The following is a 20394-nucleotide window of genomic DNA, read 5'->3' on the forward strand; positions in this document are numbered from 1 at the left end:
CTTTATACTACTAATATGCAAAACAAACTAGATGAAGGTGGTGATTGCATGGCATCAGACGTTTCTAGCCAGATGTTAAAGGGAATTCTCAAAGGAATCATGTTGATGATTTTAGAAAAGAAACCTAACTATGGTTATGGAATTAGCCAGGAGATGAATAAATATGGATTAGAAACCATACCTAAAGGAACTATCTATCCCCTATTAGCCACGATGGAAAGACAAGGATTGATAAAAAGCAAACTGAAAATTTCTGAGAAAGGACCTGACCGAAAGTACTATTATGTAACACCTGAAGGAACTAAATCTAAATCAGAGTTTATTGATCAATGGCACATTTTACAGAATACAGTTACTAAACTAATTGACGAAGGGCAGAATAATGAAAACTAACGAAATTATCCAACTCAACAATCAACTACGCAAGCAGCTCAATCCGGAAAATAATAAATATTACACAGAATTATTAGTATATATTCGACTTAGAAGTTTTTCCGTTAATGAACATGATGGTGAATCTATGTTATTGAATATTTTACAGGATATTATCGATGCACAAAATGATGGAATTAGCGCCAAGACATATTTTGGAGAAAATCCACAAATGGTCGGTAATAGGATTTTAAAAGAAAATAATATTAGTATTATGACAACTGTAAAAGGTGCTCTTTATTACCTATCAATTTTTCTTTTTATGTTTCTTCTTCCATCAGTGGTTAACTATAATAAACCAATTGATGTGGGTACAATATTAATTACTGTTGTTACTGGCGTTATTTTGTTTTTCATCACATCCAGAATACTAATCATTAAAAAAATTAGCACCATAGCATCAATGCTTCATATTTCAACTTTATTAATTGAAATGGCAATAATAGTTTTTCCAACCATTATATTATTAACACATATTCATACATATTTAATTTTTAGATTAACTGGTATGACTGGAATCACTATATTATCAATGTGCTTACTAGGATATTTAATCTACTTTTTCATTTTTAAAAGAAATAAAACCGCAGTTAATTGGTCCATTTTTAGTTTGATTTTTATCATTCTAATATTTGCAATCTACACTAGAACTATTCAAGGATCTTATTTAATTGATACTAAATCTGGTCAAAGTTTATCAACAAATATTACCATTGCAATTCTAGTAATTTGGTCAGTTATTAATATGATATTTGCTTTTATATCTAGTAAAAGAGATTAAGAAAAAACAGCAAATCCAATAAGATTTGCTGTTTTTGTTTTATTTAATTTTTGCAACAATCACTAGTGCCAAACTTACACCAGATAAAATAAAAGCTAATGAGATTGACCAACCAAATATTCCCTGTGGACTGTTATAAGCGACAACTGGTAATAATGAAGTCAACTTATCATCTGTAGCAGCTTTCCAAAAAGTATAAATAGCAGTTGACCAACATCCAATAGTTACTAAAATTGAAACAATTGATAAATTCTTTAACATAAATTTCTCCTAAATTGATAAAACAATATTATTTTATCAATTTTAACATATCCCCAAAAAAGCGATTCAAACCATTGTAAACGGTTACATTAGGTGTTAATATACTGTTGCAGAAAGAAATAGCTGCAATTAAATCATTTAGGAGGTCCGATTATGAGACTAGCATTATTCATCAAATCATACTTAAACACTGAAGTTCGTCACGGTTTCTTCACTAAACCAGGGACCTCTGTCGAACTGTTTAAATTGCTTAAAAAATAACTACTAAAAATGACATCCGCTTTTTAACGGATGTCATTTTATTTTATCTAACTAATTGAGCATAGCGATTAAAGAAACTCTTATAGCCCATGTAACAGCCAATAATTGAACTGATTGAAGTAATCCCTAGTAACATAAAAGTTACCATAATTTGATATTTAATAGCTAATACTGGATCTGCCCCAGCAAAAATCATTCCTGACATCATACCAGGTAAAGCCACCAATCCAACTGTCTTCGCAGTATCAATGGTTGGTTGTAAACCAGTTTTAATTGAATCACGGATGATATTCTTACTTGCCATCATGGGAGTTGCTCCTAAAGCAAGCATTTCCATCACTTGACTCCGACGATCTTTAAACATTGAGGTCATAGTTCTAAAACAAAGACCCATCGCAACCATCGAATTACTAACAATCATCCCGGTCAATGGAATAATTTGTGATGGAATAAATTTAACGGAACCATCAAGCACTAGCACTAGTAAAATTACAATTGTACTAGTGGCAATCGCTGTTAATGAAATTTGGAATGCATGAGCAAGTCCATTACTTCTTCCTTTGGCATTGTAAGCACCATTAAAGATAATGATAGCAATCAAAGCAATTGTTAAGAACCAGTTATCGACTTTGAACACATATTTCAAAACATATCCAACAATGAAAAGTTGAACCACACAACGAATCGTCGCAATAATTAATGATTTAGCAATTCCTAAATCTTGTTTATATCCAATCCAAAGCGCAAATAGTACAAATACTCCTGTAAGAGCTAAAGCCGTATTAGAAACGATTAAATTATGCATCGTCGCGTACCTCCGTCATTTGTCCAGCAGTAATATTATAAAGATGTTTAGATAAACGAATCTCTTCTTCATCATGAGTAATCATAATAACTGTTACATCGTGTTTGGCATTAAAGTAATCAATCATTTTATGAACACTTTCCTTACTAGCAGGATCCAAACCAGTGGTAACTTCATCAAGAATGAGCACATCTGGAACGAACATTACGTTACGTAATAAAGCAACCCGTTGTTTTTCTCCCCCTGACAAACTAGTTACTTGGCGATCTAAATCAGCTGCACCTAAGTCGACTGTTTGAAGCGCCTTAATCGCATGTTGTTCATCAAATGGTTTCTTCCGAATTTGGTACGGAAACTCCAAGTTTTCTCGCACAGTATCACCAAATAACGTTGGTTGTTGAACGGCATAAGAAACTTTTCTCCGGTATGAAACCGCATTAAGGTCCTTAACGTTTTTTCCTTCAAAGTACACTGCACCAGAAGTTGGGGTAAGCAATGAAGCTAAGAGCTTCACAAAAGTTGATTTACCACTACCTGAAGGTCCAGTAATGGTAACAATATCAGCTTTCTCGATAGCAAAATCAATGTCTTTTAAAATCTGACGTTGATCGATATCGTAGCAAAGTTTTTTAGTTTCTAACTGTGGCATTTATCTTCTCCTATCTATAATCACAATATGATTATACGCTATATTTGAAATCTGTAAAAATTTTCCCGATTTGCCTAGGTGAAATCTTGAATTAACGGGGTTTGCTGTTATCATGCTATAATTATACTAATAGAAGCAAGTAAAGGAGCTCCAATGAGAAACGAAAAAAACAATTATCGTCCTAACCGACGTAATTTTAGCAACAATCGCAAAAATAATAATGTGCACGTTGAATTAAATCAACGGGTTACAGTTACAATCAAACGCCTTGGAATTAACGGTGAAGGGGTTGGATATTACCGTCGTAAATTAATCTTTATTCCAGGTGCTCTTCCAACCGAAGTAGTCCAAGCTGATATCACTGATATTCAACCTAAATTTCTTCGGGCTAAGGTCGTTCAAATCGATAAGAAGAGTAAATTCAGAGTTGAACCACGTGATGCCTACGCTGGTGAAGTTGGTGGCTTTGAACTGGAAGACTTGGAATACAGTCAACAACTCAAATTCAAACGTGACTTAGTCAAACAAGCCCTCAGCCGCTTCCACCCCCGTGGTTACGAAAAATATGATGTTCGTCCTACAATTGGAATGGAAAACCCATATGAATACCGTAATAAGGCTGCTTTCCAAGTTCGAACTAATGAAGACGGCTATGTAATCGCCGGACTCTATAAAGAAGGAACACATGAAGTTGTTAATATGCAAACTTGTTCCGTTCAATACCCTATTACAATGAAAGTTATGCGGGCCGTAGTTGACATGGTTGAAGATTTTGAAATTCCAACTTATGATGAAAAGACTCATTCTGGTATTTTGAAAACCATCGTTGTGCGTGCTGCTTTAAACACTAACGACGTGCAAGTTGTCTTCATTACCAATTCACCTAAATTATTAAAGAAACAAAAATTAATTATGCGAATTGCCGAAGAACTTCCAGAAGTTACTTCAATTATGCAAAACATCAATCCCGGTGACACTCCCCTTATTTGGGGAGAAAAGACAGTTCATTTGGCTGGTAACGAAACCATTACCGAAAAAATTGATGGCTTAGCATTTGATTTATCACCTCGTGCCTTCTTACAATTAAATTCAATCATGACTCCAAAACTTTATCATTTAGCTGGTGAAGCCCTAGACCTTGATGCAGATGACTACTTAGTTGATGCTTATTCAGGGGTTGGAACTATTGGATTAACTTTAGCTGATCAAGTCGCTGAAGTTCGTGGGATGGATACAGTTGAAGAAGCAATTGCTGATGCTAACGAAAACGCTAAAATCAATCACATTGATAATGCAGAATATTTCTACGGTAAAGCAGAAGATATTCTTCCCCAATGGATGGCATCTGGTTGGCGTCCAACTGCTTTGGTAGTTGATCCACCTCGTGTTGGTCTCGATCAAGCGTTAATCGATACTATCCTACAAACTCGTCCTGAAAAATTCGTTTACGTATCATGTAACCAATCAACTTTAGCGCAAAACTTAGTTCAATTAACTAAGTCTTACAACGTTGATTATTTACAACCGGTTGATATGATGCCACAAACACCGCATGTCGAAGTTGTCGTTAAATTCACCCTTAAAAAATAGGAGAGACATTTTATGAATCCATTTTTCAACGGGAATAATGATGATAAAGATAAAGACGAAGATCAACAAAATCAAATCTTTCCGTTTTTGCCACCTAACTATGCTGTAGTTGTAAACGCACAAGGAAATGTAAAGATTAACAAAGTGGGATTTTCTTATACTTCCCTCTTCTTTGGAATTCTACCTGCAATTATGCGAGCTGATTGGTATAATCTGGCTTGTATGGTAGGAGTTGAATCATTTTTTGCCATGTTATTAACCTATATAACTGGAATGGACTTATCAGCTTCATTTAAATCACTAGGATTATTCTTTGAAATTCTTTGGGGTGCCATCTACAATTTAATGTATTTTAGACATCTTCAAAACAAAGGCTACATTCCAGAAAATGAAAATTCTAAAAACTTATTATTTAAAAATCATTATTTCAAAAAAATAACCAAATAAAAAAATCCTCTTCGTTTGAAGAGGATTTTTTGTTTATTCTATTTTATAAGAATGCAGTAACTGTTGCAGCAACAATGATTAAAGCTAAACCTGTAAGAGTAGCAACCATTTCTTTGCTGGTTTTCTTTTGGTGAAGCATGTAGATACCAGTAAGAGTAGCAACAACTACACTAACTTGTGATACTACGAAGGCAGTAGACATACCTAAGAATGCTGGTTGAGCAGCAACTAAGTAAGCTAATGCGGCGATACCAAAGAAGAAACCACCAACGATTTGTTTGTATGAAACAGCTTCTTTAAAGACGTTTTCTGATTTGATGTTCATCAACCCATAAATAACAGCCATTAATAACATACCGATTGTTTGTGGTAAGAATGCTTCCAAACCGCTCATAGCAGCAGTTCTAGGAATGAATCCTTTAGCCCAAGTTAAGTTTTCAGCTTGTGGTGCAGCTGAGTATAACCAGTAACCGATAACACCAATTAATTGGTAAATAGTAGCTTTCTTCAAAGCTGCTGTATCAGTGTTTTCTTTGTTTGAGCTCCAAGTAGTAAGAGTTGCACCAAGAATAATTACGATTAAGGCAATAATTCCGATGAACTTGTGCATTGCACCTGGCCAACTACTTAACGCAAAGGCACCCCATAATGCAGTAACGATTAATTGGAATGCAGTTGTAATAGGCATAACACGTGATGAACCTACAAGAGTGTAACCCTTGAAGGCCATGATTTGACCAAAGCCCCAACCTAGTCCAGAAAGAATTCCGAATACTAAGTTCCAACCAGTTGGGAAACCACAACCAGTAACGATAAATACGACAAAGGCAACAATAACGGCACCAATAGTAGCACCTAGAATTTGGTTTGAAGGTTTACCACCGATTTTTGATGAGACAGTTGGGAAAAGCCCCCAACCGATAACTGGAATAAGTCCGATTAATAAAGCTAACATAATTATATCCTCCAATATTTATTAAATATTTTTGTTTATTTATTTAACATATTTATTATAACGCAGTGTCTATTTATATGAAAGCGATTTCATTCACTTTTTTTAATTAATTTCCGGTTTAAAAGTTCGGGCAGCTGAAACCGCACGCTGCCAACCGTTGTACAGTTTTTCACGTTCTGTTTTTTCCATATTTGGTTCAAACATTTTCCCCGGTTCATGAATCGATTTCACTTCATCAATATCTTTCCAATAACAAGTTGCCAGTCCAGCTAATACAGCCGCACCGAACGCCGTTGTTTCTTCATCCGCTGAACGTTCCACTGGTTTATTTAGGATATCAGCCTGAAATTGCATCAAATAACTATTCCGACTAGCTCCCCCATCAGCCCCTAATTGGGGAATCTGAATATTAGCATCCGCTTCCATTGTATCAATAACATCTTTAGTACTATAAGCAATTGATTGTAAAGTAGCTTTGACAATATCATCATCATTGGTACCACGGGTAATGCCAAAAATTGCTCCACGAACCGTTGAATCCCAATATGGTGCTCCCAGTCCAGTAAAGGCTGGCACTACATAGACTTCATTATTGTTCGTTGAACGTTTAGCGGCAATTCGAGAGGCTGGAATGCTGCTAATTAAGCCTAATTGATCACGCAGCCATTTCAAGGCGTTTCCAGCGGTAAAGATTGAACCTTCCAGCGCATAACACACCTTCCCGTTCATTCCATAAGCAATGGTCGTTAATAACTTCTCATCAGATATTTCTGGTTGATCACCAGTATTCATCATAATGAAAGCCCCATCACCGTAAGTCGTTTCTACCATTCCTGGTTCAAAGCCCATTGATCCGATTAAAGCTGCTTGTTGATCACCAGCAATACCAGCAATGGGAACTTGGACCCCATAGAATTGATAGTTTTCAGTGGTTCCATAAACTTCATCGGAAGCGTGAACTTCTGGCAACATTTGCACTGGAATATGTAAAATGTCCAAAATTTCTTGATCCCATTTTAATTCGTGAATATTGTAAAGCATCGTTCGACTAGCATTACTGTAATCGGTAATATGATATTTTCCATCTGAAAGTTTCCATACTAACCAACTATCGATTGTTCCAAACAATAACTCACCTTGTTCCGCACGCGTCTGTGCGCCTGCAACATGGTCTAAAATCCAGCGAACTTTAGTCGCAGAAAAATAAGCGTTCAAAACTAAACCGGTTTTTTCATGAATCATAGGACCGTAACCATTGTCACGGAGTTCATTAGCGATGCCGGAAGTCTGCTTTGAAAGCCACCCAATCGCATTGTAAATTGGTTTACCAGTATTTTTATCCCACACGACGGTGGTTTCACGTTGATTGGTAATTCCAATAGCTTTAATGCTTTCGGGATGAATACGCGCATCAATCATCGCACTCGAAATAGCAGATAAAACAGAACTCCAAATTGTATCAGGATCCTGTTCCACCCAGCCGTTTTTGTCACATATTTGGGGAAGCGGTTTGGTACTTTCAATGACCTTTCGACCACTATGGTCATAAAATACCGCCCGGGTACTCGTTGAGCCTTGGTCAATGGCAAGGACATACTTAGTTTCATCGTTTTCCACTAAGTCTCCCTCCTTTCTGAGGTTAATTCGATTAATCATACCATAATTATATTAAAACAAAAAAGGAGCGACAATAATTGTCACTCCTTTTCAGCAGTTAATTAACGTTTGATTTGTACTCGAATATCAGCATCAATTTCAACTGGTTCAACTTCTTCTTTGTAGTCGAAGTTAGCTTCTTTAAAGTATTTTTTCATTTCATCATTGATGATGTTTAAATCACGGACATCACCTTTTTGACGGTTGATTAATAGTGTGTATTCACTAGTATCTTCATCAACATTTTCAAAATCGTAAAGTACATCTACTGTGTTCAAAATTTCTTGAATCATTTGGCGTTCTGTCATTTCCATAATTATGTATCCCCTTAGATAATTTCTAACCCTAACAATAGTCTTATTAATTCAATTTGTAAACAAAAATATCTTACAAATAAAAGCGGATTGAAACAGTGATATAATGGGATTAATGACTACATTGATAAAGGACGTGAAATAATGGAAAATAAACGTGTAATTAAACTTGATTCAGCGGAAAATGTCCGTGAATTAGGTGGATACCAAACTATGGACGGGCATCACGTCAAATGGCATAAATTACTTCGTTCTGGTAGCTTAGGTTTTATTAATGAAAAAGATCTCAAATTTTTAGAAAATTATGGTGTCAGATATGATGTTGATCTTCGTTCTGGCCAAGAAGTTAAAGACATTAAGGACTTAGTTGATGGGAGCAAATTACACTACATCTTCGACCCTGTTTTTAATGAGGATCGTACTGATAACTCTCAAGATCCCAAAGAATTCCGTAAAATTGTCGAAGAAAATCCTAAGTATGGATTGGATCATATGGAAGATGTTTACCGCCAAATGATTACGCAGGCTCCTTGTCGAAATGCTTTTCATGAATTGTTCATGATTCTATTAGAAAATAAAGATAATGACCAATCTGTCCTCTTCCACTGTACCGCAGGAAAAGATCGGACCGGAATGTCAGCTGTCTTTATTCTCGCAGCCTTGGGTGTGGATATGGAAACCATCCGTAAAGACTACATCATGACTAACGAAGTGGTTAAAGATATTATTGAAAAGAAAGTCCAAGAAGTTCGAACTGCTGGTTTTTCTGACCATGCCGCTGAAAACTTACGGGTCCTTTATAGTGTTAACATGAAGTTTCTAGATGCTGCTTTAGAGGAAATCGATAAAAATTATGGTACCATGCAAAACTTCTTACATGATGGATTAGATTTAACTGAAGCTAATATCGATGAGTTAAAACAATTATATCTCGATTAAATTTGTCGAATTTAGCAGGTTATGATACCATAACTACAAATAGTTTTATTTCTGTGATGTCAGAAAATTGGCGGTTGCTGCGAGCCATGCAGGAAATAAAATGAATTACCTAACAACTAAAATTTAAATATTAAAAGTGTAGACTTCGGTCTAAACGTGGGTGGTACCGCGCATAAATGCGTCCCTGTAGCTTAATTGCTATGGGGACTTTTTTTACACTTAAATTTGGAGGACAACATGGATATTCTTGAAGATTTACAATGGCGTGGCGCCATTAACCAACAAACCGATGCTGAAGGATTAGCTAAAGAAATTGCTGATCACAAAATCGCCCTTTACTGTGGGACTGACCCTACTGGTGACAGTATGCACATTGGTCACTTAATTCCCTTTATGATTTTGGAACGTTTTGCTAGATACGGTCACCATCCCTACATTTTAATTGGTGGTGCAACTGGTTCAATCGGTGATCCTAGTGGTCGTAAATCAGAACGTCAACTTCAAACCATGGACCAAGTTCATCACAACGAAGCTGCTTTAACTAAACAAATGAAACATTTATTTGGTAAAAATTCTGATATTACCATCGTAAATAACTACGACTGGACTAAAGACGTTAGTTTGCTAGACTTCTTACGTGATTACGGAAAATTATTTAACGTTAACACAATGTTGGCTAAAGACGTGGTTGCTAGTCGTTTGGATCAAGGAATTTCATTTACTGAATTTACTTACCAAATTTTACAAGCCTTTGATTTCTACCATTTATACAAGGATCACGATGTTCAATTACAAATTGGTGGTTCTGACCAATGGGGTAACATCACTACCGGGACTGATTTAATTCATAAGTTAGCTGGTGCGGATGCCAAAGTCTTTGGTTTAACTATCCCACTAATGGTTAAAGCTGACGGTACTAAGTTTGGTAAAACTGCTGGTGGTGCCGTCTGGCTTGATCCAGAAAAAACTTCACCTTACGAATTCTACCAATTCTGGTTTAACCAAGATGACCGCGATGTCGTTAAATACTTGAAATACTTCACTTTCTTAGACAAAGACCAAATTGATGCTTTAGCGGAAAAAGTTGAAACTGAACCTTGGAAACGTGAAGCACAAAAAGTCCTTGCTGAACAAGTTACTGAATTTGTCCACGGTAAAGCTGCGGTGGAAAATGCTGAACGTATATCAGCAATTCTCTTCAAAGGTGACGTGCAAAAACTTTCTACTGAAGAAGTTGCCCAAGCCTTTAACGGTGTGCCAACCTCAGAAATTGCGGCTGAACCAGTAAACGTAGTTGATTTAATCATGGCCGTTGGTGCTGATAAATCAAAACGTCAGGCACGAGAAGACGTTACTAATGGTGCAATTACTATTAATGGTGTCAAAGTTACCGATGTTGATGCTACTATCAACCCTGCTGATAATTTTGATGGTAAATATGTCATCGTTCGTCGTGGTAAGAAGAAACATTTCTTAGCCAAAGTTAAATAAAACAACTTAAAGAAGCCTTTTCAGGCTTCTTTTTTGTACTCAGATTTTAATCTCGATATACTTTAATTAAACAGAAAGTGAGATGTAATTATGAATCAATATGTAGTAATTATTGGCGTTGGACCTGGATTTGGGCTCTCAATTGCGCGTCGATTTGCTAAAGCTGGTAAAACGCCAATTATGGTTGCCCGGAAAGAAAATGCTTTAAAGGGGTTTCAAGCTACTTTAAAAGCTGAAAATTTACCATCTGAATACATGATTGGTGATGTGACTAAGTTTGCTAATATCGAACAAGTATTAAAAGATATTCAAGCTAAATTTGGGGTTCCTGAAACGCTAGTTTATAACGTTGGTATCAAGAAACTAGATACCCCATTCTCAGAAACCATGGATCAAATTGAACTTACTTATGCAGCCAATGTTTTCGGTGCCATTAACGCCACTCGAAGTTACGTAAATATGATTGCTGATAAGTCACAACCCCATAATGTGTTAGTTACCGGTGGTGGCGCAGCTTTTGCTCCACAGGCTGGTAATGTGACTCTTTCAGCTACTAAAGCGGCCCTTCATAACTATGTCTTCTCATTAGCTGATTCACTACAAGCGACTAACGTTTACGTTGGTTTGATTACAATTCAAGCTCTAGCTAATAGTAGCGCTGAAATGGCCCCTGATAATGTTGCAAAATTGTACGTTCAAGCTACGGAAGACCGTAATGCTAAAGAAATTAAATTTCCTAAAATCGCGACTGACTTTTAAAACCAACTAAAAAATCCCCTAACGAAAAATCATCGTTAAGGGATTTTGTTTTTTAAATACTAAAAGCTTTAATTAATTGTTTAGTTTGATCAAGATTGATTTGTCCAGGAGTTGATTCCTTTCCAACAGAAGCATATGTTAGCATTGATCCAGTTAGGAGACCACCAATTCGTGACATTTTTCCAATTTGTCCCATTGCTGTGGTAGCAACTGGAACTTCTAGTTCATCGTTCATTTTATTGGTAACTAGCATCAAATTAATTACATCTACCGCTGAGTTTGGCATAACAGATAGTTTAACGACATCCGCGTTTGTAGCGGCCATTTGCCGTAATGAATCTTCCATTACAGCATTGCTAGGAGTTTCATCGAAATCATGATGTGTCATGATTGTTTTAATGCCATTTTCATGAGCAAATTTAACAACTTCAGCAGCTTGATCGCCAATTGTGTTACATTCAATATCAATTACATCTGCCAATTGGTTTTCAATGAAAAATACTAATAATTTACGATACAATTGTGGCGTAACATCTTTCATTCCGCCTTCTTCACTAGTTCTGAGGGTCATCAATAATGGAATGTTGCCTAAAATCCGACGAACTTTCTTAGACAAGTTAATCAATTCAATTGAACTATTATTTCTAAGAAAGTCGTCCACGCGCCACTCTACCATATCAGGTTTCTTATTTACCATTACACCAGCTTGGTGAAGTACCATTGTGTCGCTTTCTTCAATAATGGGTGACACCGTAATTGGTTGCTGACCCACCGTTGTGTATTTAACTGTAAAAACTTTCTTTTTCATTAGTGTCACTCCTATCAAAGTTATGTTGTTATTATTAAACCGCTTCTTAAATTGTAAGTCAAACATTTTGTAACATTTTTGCAACATAACTGAAATTTTCATGTAACAAAAAAAGACCAGCTCAATTCGAGTTGGTCTTTTAACGTTATTTTATAAACTTTGAGTAGTAAATGATTGTGATTCTAATACTTGGAGAATAGCTTCCACAGTGTCTAAAGCTGTGAATAATGGAATATCGTGTGAGATGGCAGCACTACGAATCTTAGCACCGTCTTCTTCACTTTCTTTTTCATTTGAAATCGTGTTAACGACCATTTGAATTTTCTTATCCATCATTTGTTGTAATAAACTGTCTTCTTCGCCTAGTTTACCAACGGTCGTTACAGGAATTCCGGCCTTTTCAAAAGCTTTGGCAGTTCCTTCAGTAGCTAAGATTTGGTAACCCAAGTTCCAGAAACGTTTAGCTAAAGCACTAGTTTCTGCTTTGTCACCATCTTTAACTGTAAACAAGATCCGTCCGTGATCTGGCACGTGGAGTTTAGCAGCTTCAAAGGCTTTGTATAAAGCTTTTGATAAAGTAACATCAGATCCCATAACTTCACCGGTTGACTTCATTTCAGGTCCAAGCAAACTGTCAACATCATTCAATTTAGAGAATGAGAAGACTGGTGCCTTAACGTGGATGAGTTTACTTTCAGGAGCAAGACCAGTCTTATAGCCTTGTTCTTTAAGTGATTTACCTAAGATGATGTTAGTTGCAACTTGCGCCATTGGAATTCCGGTAACCTTACTCAAGAACGGAACTGTCCGACTAGCACGTGGGTTAACTTCGATCACGTAAACTTGTTCGTTATGCACGATGAATTGAATGTTCATTAAACCGATACAACCAAGTTCAAGGGATAATTCTTTCGTGTATTTAATGATTTGATCTTTAACGTCTTGTGAAAGTGTTTGTGATGGATAAACAGCCATTGAATCACCAGAGTGAACTCCGGCACGTTCAATATGTTCCATGATACCTGGAATTAAGACATCTGTTCCGTCACTAATGGCATCAACTTCACATTCTTTACCAGTTAGGTATTGATCAATTAAAACTGGATGATCATTTGATACCTTAACCGCATTGCGCATGTAGTTTTCCATGTCAGCACGTTTGTTAACGATTTCCATTGCACGTCCACCAAGAACATAACTAGGACGAACCACGATTGGGTAACCAATTTCATCCGCACATTTAATGGCTTCAGCGACTGTGCTGGCAATTCCACCAGTTGGTTGAGGAATGCCCAACTTCTTAATTACTTTATCAAATTCATCACGGTCTTCAGCACGGTTTAAATCTTCAACTGAAGTTCCAAGAATTTTAACACCGCGTTCAGCTAATGGTTCTGCTAAGTTAATCGCAGTTTGACCACCAAATTGAACCACAACACCCTTTGGCTTTTCTAAGTCAATGACGTTCATAACTTCTTCCACAGTTAGTGGTTCGAAGTAAAGTTTGTCAGAGATTGAAGAGTCAGTTGAAACCGTTTCAGGGTTATTGTTCATGATGATAGCTTCATAGCCAGCTTTTTTGATGGCTTCGACTGAATGAACAGTAGCGTAATCAAATTCGACCCCTTGTCCAATTCTGATTGGACCTGAACCTAAGACTAAGACTGATTCTTTATCAGTCTTTTCACTTTCATTTTCGAGTTCGTAAGTACTGTAGAAGTATGGAGTTTCAGATTCAAATTCTCCGGCACAGGTATCAACCATTTTGTAAACTGGGATAATGTCGTTTTTAACTCGGAAAGCACGAACTTCATCTGCAGTTTGGTTCCATAACTTAGCGATGTTTTCGTCTGAGAACCCATTGCGTTTAGCAATCTTCAAAGTATCAACATCATTGATGCTTTCGCGTAATGCTTCGGTAATTTCGTAGATGTGAAGTAATTTATCTAGGAAGAAGATGTGAATCTTCGTCATCTTAGCTAAGGTTTCGATTGAATATCCTCGTTTGATAGCTTCATATAGATAGAATAAACGATCATCTTGAGCCTTAATAATTCCTTGATTTAATTCTTCGTCAGTTAAATCAGTTAATTCTGGGTCATCCAAATCTGTAAGGTCAATATCAAGTGATCTAACGGCTTTTAAGATTGAACCTTCAATGTTACGGTCAATGGCCATAACTTCCCCTGTGGCTTTCATTTGGGTTCCTAAAGTACGATCTGCTTTAGTGAACTTATCAAATGGCCAACGGGGAATTTTACATACGACGTAATCCAAAGCTGGTTCGAATTCTGCATAAGTAGTTCCAGTAACTGGATTCATGATTTCATCAAGGTTTAAACCAACCGCAATTTTAGCAGCAACTCTGGCAATTGGGTAACCAGTGGCTTTTGAAGCTAAAGCACTTGAACGACTAACACGAGGATTAACTTCGATGACGTAGTATTTCATACTGTCTGGATTCAAAGCTAATTGGACGTTACATCCACCTTCAATTTTCAAAGCTCGAATAATCTTCAATGCGGCATCACGAAGCATTTGTACTTCATCATCAGATAAAGTTTGAATTGGAGCAAACACGATTGAGTCCCCGGTATGAATACCAACTGGATCAAAGTTTTCCATGTTACATACGACCATGGCGTTATCAGCAGCATCACGCATAACTTCAAATTCAATTTCTTTGTATCCAGCAATACTTTGTTCGATTAGAACTTGAGTTACTGGTGAAAGGTATAAACCATTTTCACAGATTTCACGAAGTTGAGCTTCGTCATCAGCGATACCACCACCAGTTCCACCCATCGTAAAGGCAGGACGCACAATTACGGGATAGCCGTGTTTGTCAGCAAAGGCAACCGCTTGATCAACTGTATTAGCAATCGCAGATTCAGGAACTGGTTGTTTTAAATCGCGCATTAATTGACGGAATTGTTCCCGGTCTTCAGCTTCGTTGATGGCTTTCAAATCAGTACCAAGTAACTTGATCCCCATTTCGTCAAGAATCCCTGAGTCAGATAATTCTTTGGCCATGTTCAAACCTTGTTGACCACCAAGCGTTGGCAAGATGGCATCAGGACGTTCTTTCCGAAGCACCTGTGAGACAAAGTCGAGCGTCAAGGGTTCGATGTAAACTTTATCAGCAACTTCTTTATCAGTCATGATAGTTGCGGGGTTTGAGTTAACCAAAACAACTTCGTAGTCGAGTTCTTTTAAAGCAAGACAAGCTTGAGTTCCTGAATAATCAAATTCAGCGGCTTGACCAATAATAATTGGACCAGAACCAATTACCATAATTTTTTTAACATCTGTTCTTTTTGGCATTATTCATTCACCTTTCTTGTCCAATCGAGTTTCTTGTCATCCATCATGTTCATAAAGACGTCGAATAGGTAATCGGCGTCATGAGGACCAGGAGCAGCATCTGGATGGAATTGAGCTGAGAAAGCCGGCAACTTAGTGTGTTGTAAACCTTCCACGGTTCCATCGTTAATTTCTTCTAGTAAAACTTTTAAGTCAGTATCGTTCACTGAATCACGATCAACTGTGTAACCGTGGTTTTGTGAAGTAAAGTCAATCCGGCCAGTTTCTAAATTACGAACCGGATGATTAAATCCACGATGCCCAAATTTCATCTTTTCAGTTTTAGCACCATTGGCTAAGGCGAATAATTGATTACCCATACAAATTCCGAAAAGTGGGTATTTTTGTTCCACTTGGCGAATCATTTCAAGGGTTGATTCTGGAACGTCCATTGGATCACCAGGTCCGTTAGTAAGCATGACACCATCTGGATTAAAGTTTTCGACATCTTGTAAGGTTGCAGTTGGAGGAAGCACCACAACGTCACAATCACGTTTAGCAAGTTCACGAAGAATTGAATATTTAAGTCCAAAATCAATTACAACGACACGGCGTCCCATAGCAGGTGCAGGATAAGCATTGCTAGTAGCACTCTCTGGGATTTCGTTATGGCTTAATTCAGTGTTCTTTAATTTTTCAACACTATCAGGTTCAACTTTATTTAAAATGGCCGCTTTCATGGCACCATGTTCACGAATGTGTTTGGTAATGGCACGAGTATCAATTCCACTGATTCCAGGAATATCTTCTTGTTTTAAATATTCAGGAAGTGACATTGTCATACGCCAGTTTGCTGTCCGACGAGCAACTTCACTTACAACGACCCCCTTACAAGTAGGCGTGGTTGATTCTAAGTTGTCACGGTTAATTCCGTAGTTACCAATCAAAGGATAAGTGAACATCAAGATTTCACCATTGTATGATTGATCTGAAATTGATTGTTGGTAACCTGACATTCCAGTTGAGAAAACTAATTCTCCAACAGTTTCTTTGTCACCACCGAAAGCCTCACCGGTATAAATATTGCCATCTTCTAACACTAAGTATCGTTTCTTCATGCCATCCTCCAAATTTTGTGCAAATAAAAAGCTACTAACTAGTTTCCTAGTTAGTAGCCAAATTGATTATCAGTATTAGATTACAATTGGTTCCTCACAGGAAACTTTAAATTGAATATATGTGTAGTGTTTGTCGCATAATTTTCACATCTCACGGGATGTTCTTAAAATTATCACACTATTTCTTTTTCATAATCTTACTTGTCATAATTATAAATGTCAAGAAAGATTTATAATCACTATAAAAAAAGAGTCACCCGAAGGCAACTCTAGTTAATTTTTACCATGAACCATGTGCAGCGTGGTATGCAGCTGCGGCAGCAACTGAACCATAACGGCTAACAGCGTATTGTTGAGCAACACGTTCTTGGTTAGCTGGTGAGTAATCACCGTTTAAGTAAGATGCTGATAATTGGTATTTACCAATGTATTGACCATTACGAGCATTGTAATCATTTCCTGATTCACCTTGAGCAATACCAGCTAGTGAAGCATTTGATGCTACGGGTGCTGATGAAGCTGCAGGAGCTGAGTAAGTAGCAGCTTGTTGTACTGGAGCAGCTACGGCAGCCTTAGCAACTGGGGCTGCTTTTTGAGTTGTAGCAGCTGAACTAGTAGTAGTTGATGCTACAGCTTTGCTTTGACTAGCAGCGTTGTTAGTTGAAGTAGCAGCTTGTGCATCATTGTTGTTAGTTGCTGGTGTGTTGTTATCGTTTGATGCTGCAGTATTGTTTTGAGCAGATTTAACTGGTGCTTTAGCACTCTTCTTATCTACTTTAACGTTACCTTTACCATCAAAGACAAAAATTTCACCAACGTAAATTGTGTTAATATCTTTGTTTTTGTTAGCTTTGCTAAGTTTCTTTTGTGAAACTTTGTATTGTTTTGAAAGACCACTGATAGTGTCTCCAGTTTGAACTGTGTGTTTAACTGTTGAATTGGCATCAACGTGCGCTGCACCAGCAAACATCATACCAGCTGAAATTGCAGCCATTGCTGCGAGTGATTTAGTGAACTTCATATAGAAAATTCTCTCCTTATATATGTAACGATTATTAGATTCTTCATCTAGATTTTGGTTAACGACTTGTATCAGTTAACATCTATAAGATTATAGAGGCAATGTTACAAACACATTACACAAATGTTACTTGCACATCATCTCTTTGTAATATTGAAATATTAATGACATATTCTGTTATAGTTCTTGTAATATTCGTTACAAATCCCCGTCTTAACGTTACAAAATGTCATATTTTGTAATATTACTATGTCAAATTAGTTAACAAATTTTAAAATTTATTTATTTTTTTATAAAAAAAGATAGAAAATCCAGTGAATTTGGATTTTCTATCAAATTAAGCTTTATTTTTTAGTTAGTTTTTTAACTCCGATTCCAGTAAAACCACTTAAAACTGAAAAGACTGGACAAAGTAAACTGAAGAAGACAAATGGTAAATATTGTAAAGTTGGCACGTTTAATGTGTTAGCCACAAAAACTCCAGCAACTCCCCAAGGGACAAGATAATTAATTACTGCCCCACCATCTTCCAAAGCACGTCCAAGGGCTTCGGGAGCTAATCCAGCTTTCTTGTAGTCGGCTTTAAAAGCGGTTCCTGGAAGAATAATTGATAAATATTGTTCCCCAATAAAAATGTTAACCCCAATTGCGGCAAGTACCGTACTCAAAATTAGCATTCCCGTTGATTTAATGTGAGCAGAAAAACGATCCATTACTACATTAATGACTCCGAGGTTAATTAATAAACCACCGAGTGCTAATGCAATGATGATTAAAGTCATCGTCCCTGTCATCGAAATAATTCCACCACGATTTAAAATTTGATTTACTTCTGCACTAGTCGTATGGATTTTGAACCCATTTTGCATAACATCCGCAATCTTAGCAAACGAATAATGATTATGCGGATTAACTAATGTCATACAAATGGTTACTAAAATATTGATAAACAAAGTTGGAATCGTAGGAATCTTGGTCCAGGCACACACTAATAATAGTAAAACTGGAATTAACATCCATGCTGAAACCGTAAAATTACTCGTTAAGACATGCGCTGTACTGGTAATTTTAGCTAAACTAGCAGCTTTATGAGTCCCACCAATAATGGCAAATAAAATCAATGAAATAACGAATGCGGGAACGGTTGACCACATCATATTCTTGATATGGTCATATAAATCATCTCCAGCAATTGCTGAAGCTAAGTTAGTCGTTGCAGAAAGTGGTGACATTTTATCACTAAAAACTGCCCCAGAAACCACAGCACCAGCAATCATTGCGGGATTAATCCCCATCGTAATTCCAATTCCCATAGCTGCAATTCCAACTGTAGAAATAATGGTAAAGGCACTTCCAATAAAACATCCGACAAAGGCACACATTAAGAATACTGATGGTAAAAACCAACGAATACTTAAGATATGAAATCCATAAACCATTAACGTAGGGATAACCCCTGACATGATCCAGACCCCAATCAAAGACCCAATCAAAAGAAAAATAAATAACGGAATGATTCCGTTTTTCACCCCTACTACAAAACTATCATTGATATCATCCCACGAGTATCCGCGAAAACGACCCCAAAGAATTAATAATAAAATAACACTCAAAATTGGGACTACCGGAGTTAAATGCAACCCGATAATTCCAATCCCCATAATTACTAACATAATTAGTAAAATGGTCACAGCTTCCCATAATTTGGGTTTAATCTTTGCTTCCGACATTAAGTTCTCCTATTCAGCTAATTTACGGTTTAAGTAGTGAGCAAGTTTTTCAACTGGATAAACTCCAGTAACTTTTTCCACTCCTTTGCCATCTTTAAATAACACAAAAGTAGGTAATCCATAAACTGAATATTCTTTCGCAATCTCTTGTTGTTTATCAACATTTACTTTGGCAAATTTAACTTTACCAGCGAATTGTTGTTCTAATTTGGCTAAAACGGGATCCATAATTTTACATGGTCCACACCAAGGAGCCCAAAAATCAACCAACGTAACTGGACCTTGGACTTCCGCTTTAAAATTATCCTTATTTAATTCAACTGCCATAATTACCTTTTCTTTCTAATAAAATGAATCACGATTGTTACCATGATTGAACAAATCACGAACCCACCGAACAGCGCTGATGGAATTTCAATATCAATTGCTGGAATTGATAGCAAGAGCTTTATTCCAATCACAAACACCAATACATAAGCCATTGTCTTTAGTTCCGGAATTTTCTTCATTAATGACATGACAAATTCAGCAATTCCACGCATTGCCAAAATACCAACCATACCACCAATTAAGACCACTACTGGATTTGAAGACACAGCCAAAGATGCTAAGACAGAATCAACTGAGAAAAGAATATCCATCATTTCAATTTGAATAACTACCCACCAAAAAAATTTGCGGCTATATGGATTACCCTTTTCTTTAATCGGTCCCTTGGTCTTTTTACTTTTACCAGGAACAAAATATTTAACTGCTAAATAAATTAAATAGATTGCCCCAATAATTTTAATTTCCCAAAAATTAATTAGGTAAACCCCTGCTCCAATGACTAAGAAACGGAACAAATAAGCGCCCCAAAGGCCATAGAAAAGTGATTCCTCTTGTAGTTTTTTGGTTGGTAAGACCTGCGTTTGCGTAGCTAACACAATGGCATTATCTACTGACATCACACATTCTAAAATGACTAATGAAAAAATAATTAGCCAATCATCACCAGAAGTGATTACCGTTCTCCAGTTATTTAAATCAAAAAATGGTCCGTAAAGCTGTTGAATTAGTGCGAACAATCAAGAT

The 20394-nt window shown here is 36.7% G+C and carries 20 protein-coding genes; 7 read left to right on the top strand and 13 right to left on the bottom strand.

Annotated elements, in window-relative coordinates:
• The first annotated feature begins 48 nt into the window (after nucleotides 1–48).
• Both ACQW5G_RS02455 and ACQW5G_RS02460 read left to right on the top strand, forming a co-directional pair.
• On the top strand, nucleotides 49–393 hold the full coding sequence (locus ACQW5G_RS02455; protein ID WP_429971496.1) for a PadR family transcriptional regulator: 345 nt from the start codon (nucleotides 49–51) through the stop codon (nucleotides 391–393).
• Nucleotides 383–1213 (top strand): hypothetical protein, encoded by an 831-nt coding sequence (locus ACQW5G_RS02460; protein ID WP_429971497.1) that lies wholly within the window; start codon nucleotides 383–385, stop codon nucleotides 1211–1213. Before ACQW5G_RS02455 ends, ACQW5G_RS02460 begins: the two co-directional genes overlap by 11 nt.
• 39 nt (nucleotides 1214–1252) lie before the next feature.
• Here the strand turns inward: ACQW5G_RS02460 and ACQW5G_RS02465 are convergent, their stop codons facing one another.
• From ACQW5G_RS02465 to ACQW5G_RS02475, 3 genes are all read right to left on the bottom strand, one after another.
• A complete protein-coding gene (locus ACQW5G_RS02465; protein ID WP_429971498.1) occupies nucleotides 1253–1474 on the bottom strand; it encodes a hypothetical protein in 222 nt (73 codons plus the stop codon).
• A gap of 304 nt (nucleotides 1475–1778) precedes the next feature.
• Nucleotides 1779–2540: an ABC transporter permease gene (locus ACQW5G_RS02470; RefSeq protein ID WP_429971499.1), complete on the bottom strand. Its 762-nt coding sequence runs from the start codon at nucleotides 2538–2540 to the stop codon at nucleotides 1779–1781.
• Nucleotides 2533–3189: an ABC transporter ATP-binding protein gene (locus ACQW5G_RS02475; protein ID WP_429971500.1), complete on the bottom strand. Its 657-nt coding sequence runs from the start codon at nucleotides 3187–3189 to the stop codon at nucleotides 2533–2535. The genes ACQW5G_RS02470 and ACQW5G_RS02475 overlap by 8 nt, the downstream gene beginning before the upstream one ends.
• Nucleotides 3190–3342: 153 nt before the next feature.
• Here ACQW5G_RS02475 and rlmD point away from each other — a divergent pair, with 153 nt between their 5' ends.
• Both rlmD and ACQW5G_RS02485 read left to right on the top strand, forming a co-directional pair.
• Nucleotides 3343–4779 carry a 23S rRNA (uracil(1939)-C(5))-methyltransferase RlmD gene (gene rlmD / locus ACQW5G_RS02480; RefSeq protein WP_429971501.1) on the top strand — a complete coding sequence of 479 codons (1437 nt, stop codon included), beginning with the start codon at nucleotides 3343–3345 and terminating at the stop codon, nucleotides 4777–4779.
• A gap of 12 nt (nucleotides 4780–4791) precedes the next feature.
• Nucleotides 4792–5226: a hypothetical protein gene (locus ACQW5G_RS02485; protein ID WP_429971502.1), complete on the top strand. Its 435-nt coding sequence runs from the start codon at nucleotides 4792–4794 to the stop codon at nucleotides 5224–5226.
• A 43-nt stretch (nucleotides 5227–5269) separates the two neighbouring features.
• Here the strand turns inward: ACQW5G_RS02485 and rbsU are convergent, their stop codons facing one another.
• From rbsU to ACQW5G_RS02500, 3 genes are all read right to left on the bottom strand, one after another.
• Nucleotides 5270–6187, bottom strand: a complete 918-nt coding sequence (gene rbsU / locus ACQW5G_RS02490; RefSeq protein WP_429971871.1) for a ribose/proton symporter RbsU — start codon at nucleotides 6185–6187, stop codon at nucleotides 5270–5272.
• A gap of 96 nt (nucleotides 6188–6283) precedes the next feature.
• A complete protein-coding gene (glpK, locus tag ACQW5G_RS02495) occupies nucleotides 6284–7798 on the bottom strand; it encodes a glycerol kinase GlpK (RefSeq protein ID WP_429971503.1) in 1515 nt (504 codons plus the stop codon).
• Nucleotides 7799–7899: 101 nt separating this feature from the next.
• Nucleotides 7900–8151, bottom strand: a complete 252-nt coding sequence (locus ACQW5G_RS02500) for a hypothetical protein (RefSeq protein WP_429971504.1) — start codon at nucleotides 8149–8151, stop codon at nucleotides 7900–7902.
• 144 nt (nucleotides 8152–8295) lie between these two features.
• Here ACQW5G_RS02500 and ACQW5G_RS02505 point away from each other — a divergent pair, with 144 nt between their 5' ends.
• From ACQW5G_RS02505 to ACQW5G_RS02515, 3 genes are all read left to right on the top strand, one after another.
• On the top strand, nucleotides 8296–9090 hold the full coding sequence (locus ACQW5G_RS02505; RefSeq protein ID WP_429971505.1) for a tyrosine-protein phosphatase: 795 nt from the start codon (nucleotides 8296–8298) through the stop codon (nucleotides 9088–9090).
• A gap of 237 nt (nucleotides 9091–9327) precedes the next feature.
• Nucleotides 9328–10581: a tyrosine--tRNA ligase gene (gene tyrS / locus ACQW5G_RS02510; protein ID WP_429971506.1), complete on the top strand. Its 1254-nt coding sequence runs from the start codon at nucleotides 9328–9330 to the stop codon at nucleotides 10579–10581.
• A 90-nt stretch (nucleotides 10582–10671) separates the two neighbouring features.
• Nucleotides 10672–11340, top strand: a complete 669-nt coding sequence (locus ACQW5G_RS02515) for an SDR family NAD(P)-dependent oxidoreductase (protein ID WP_429971507.1) — start codon at nucleotides 10672–10674, stop codon at nucleotides 11338–11340.
• Between the two features lie 52 nt (nucleotides 11341–11392).
• On the opposite strand, the gene aroD is transcribed toward ACQW5G_RS02515, so the two are convergent.
• From aroD to ACQW5G_RS02550, 7 genes are all read right to left on the bottom strand, one after another.
• A complete protein-coding gene (aroD, locus tag ACQW5G_RS02520; protein WP_429971508.1) occupies nucleotides 11393–12148 on the bottom strand; it encodes a type I 3-dehydroquinate dehydratase in 756 nt (251 codons plus the stop codon).
• Between the two features lie 150 nt (nucleotides 12149–12298).
• Complete coding sequence (gene carB / locus ACQW5G_RS02525) at nucleotides 12299–15472, bottom strand: carbamoyl-phosphate synthase large subunit (protein ID WP_429971509.1); 3174 nt, start codon at nucleotides 15470–15472, stop codon at nucleotides 12299–12301.
• Nucleotides 15472–16569 (bottom strand): carbamoyl phosphate synthase small subunit, encoded by a 1098-nt coding sequence (locus tag ACQW5G_RS02530; RefSeq protein ID WP_429971510.1) that lies wholly within the window; start codon nucleotides 16567–16569, stop codon nucleotides 15472–15474. Before ACQW5G_RS02530 ends, carB begins: the two co-directional genes overlap by 1 nt.
• Nucleotides 16570–16849: 280 nt before the next feature.
• On the bottom strand, nucleotides 16850–17590 hold the full coding sequence (locus tag ACQW5G_RS02535; protein ID WP_429971511.1) for a LysM peptidoglycan-binding domain-containing protein: 741 nt from the start codon (nucleotides 17588–17590) through the stop codon (nucleotides 16850–16852).
• Between the two features lie 344 nt (nucleotides 17591–17934).
• On the bottom strand, nucleotides 17935–19320 hold the full coding sequence (nhaC, locus tag ACQW5G_RS02540; protein ID WP_429971512.1) for a Na+/H+ antiporter NhaC: 1386 nt from the start codon (nucleotides 19318–19320) through the stop codon (nucleotides 17935–17937).
• A gap of 9 nt (nucleotides 19321–19329) precedes the next feature.
• Entirely contained in the window at nucleotides 19330–19647 is a 318-nt protein-coding gene (gene trxA / locus ACQW5G_RS02545) for a thioredoxin (RefSeq protein WP_429971513.1), read from the bottom strand.
• Between the two features lie 2 nt (nucleotides 19648–19649).
• Nucleotides 19650–20387: a TerC family protein gene (locus ACQW5G_RS02550; RefSeq protein ID WP_429971514.1), complete on the bottom strand. Its 738-nt coding sequence runs from the start codon at nucleotides 20385–20387 to the stop codon at nucleotides 19650–19652.
• Nucleotides 20388–20394 lie beyond the last annotated feature (7 nt).

Source organism: Fructilactobacillus sp. Tb1 (assembly GCF_050500285.1).
GTDB lineage: Bacteria > Bacillota > Bacilli > Lactobacillales > Lactobacillaceae > Fructilactobacillus.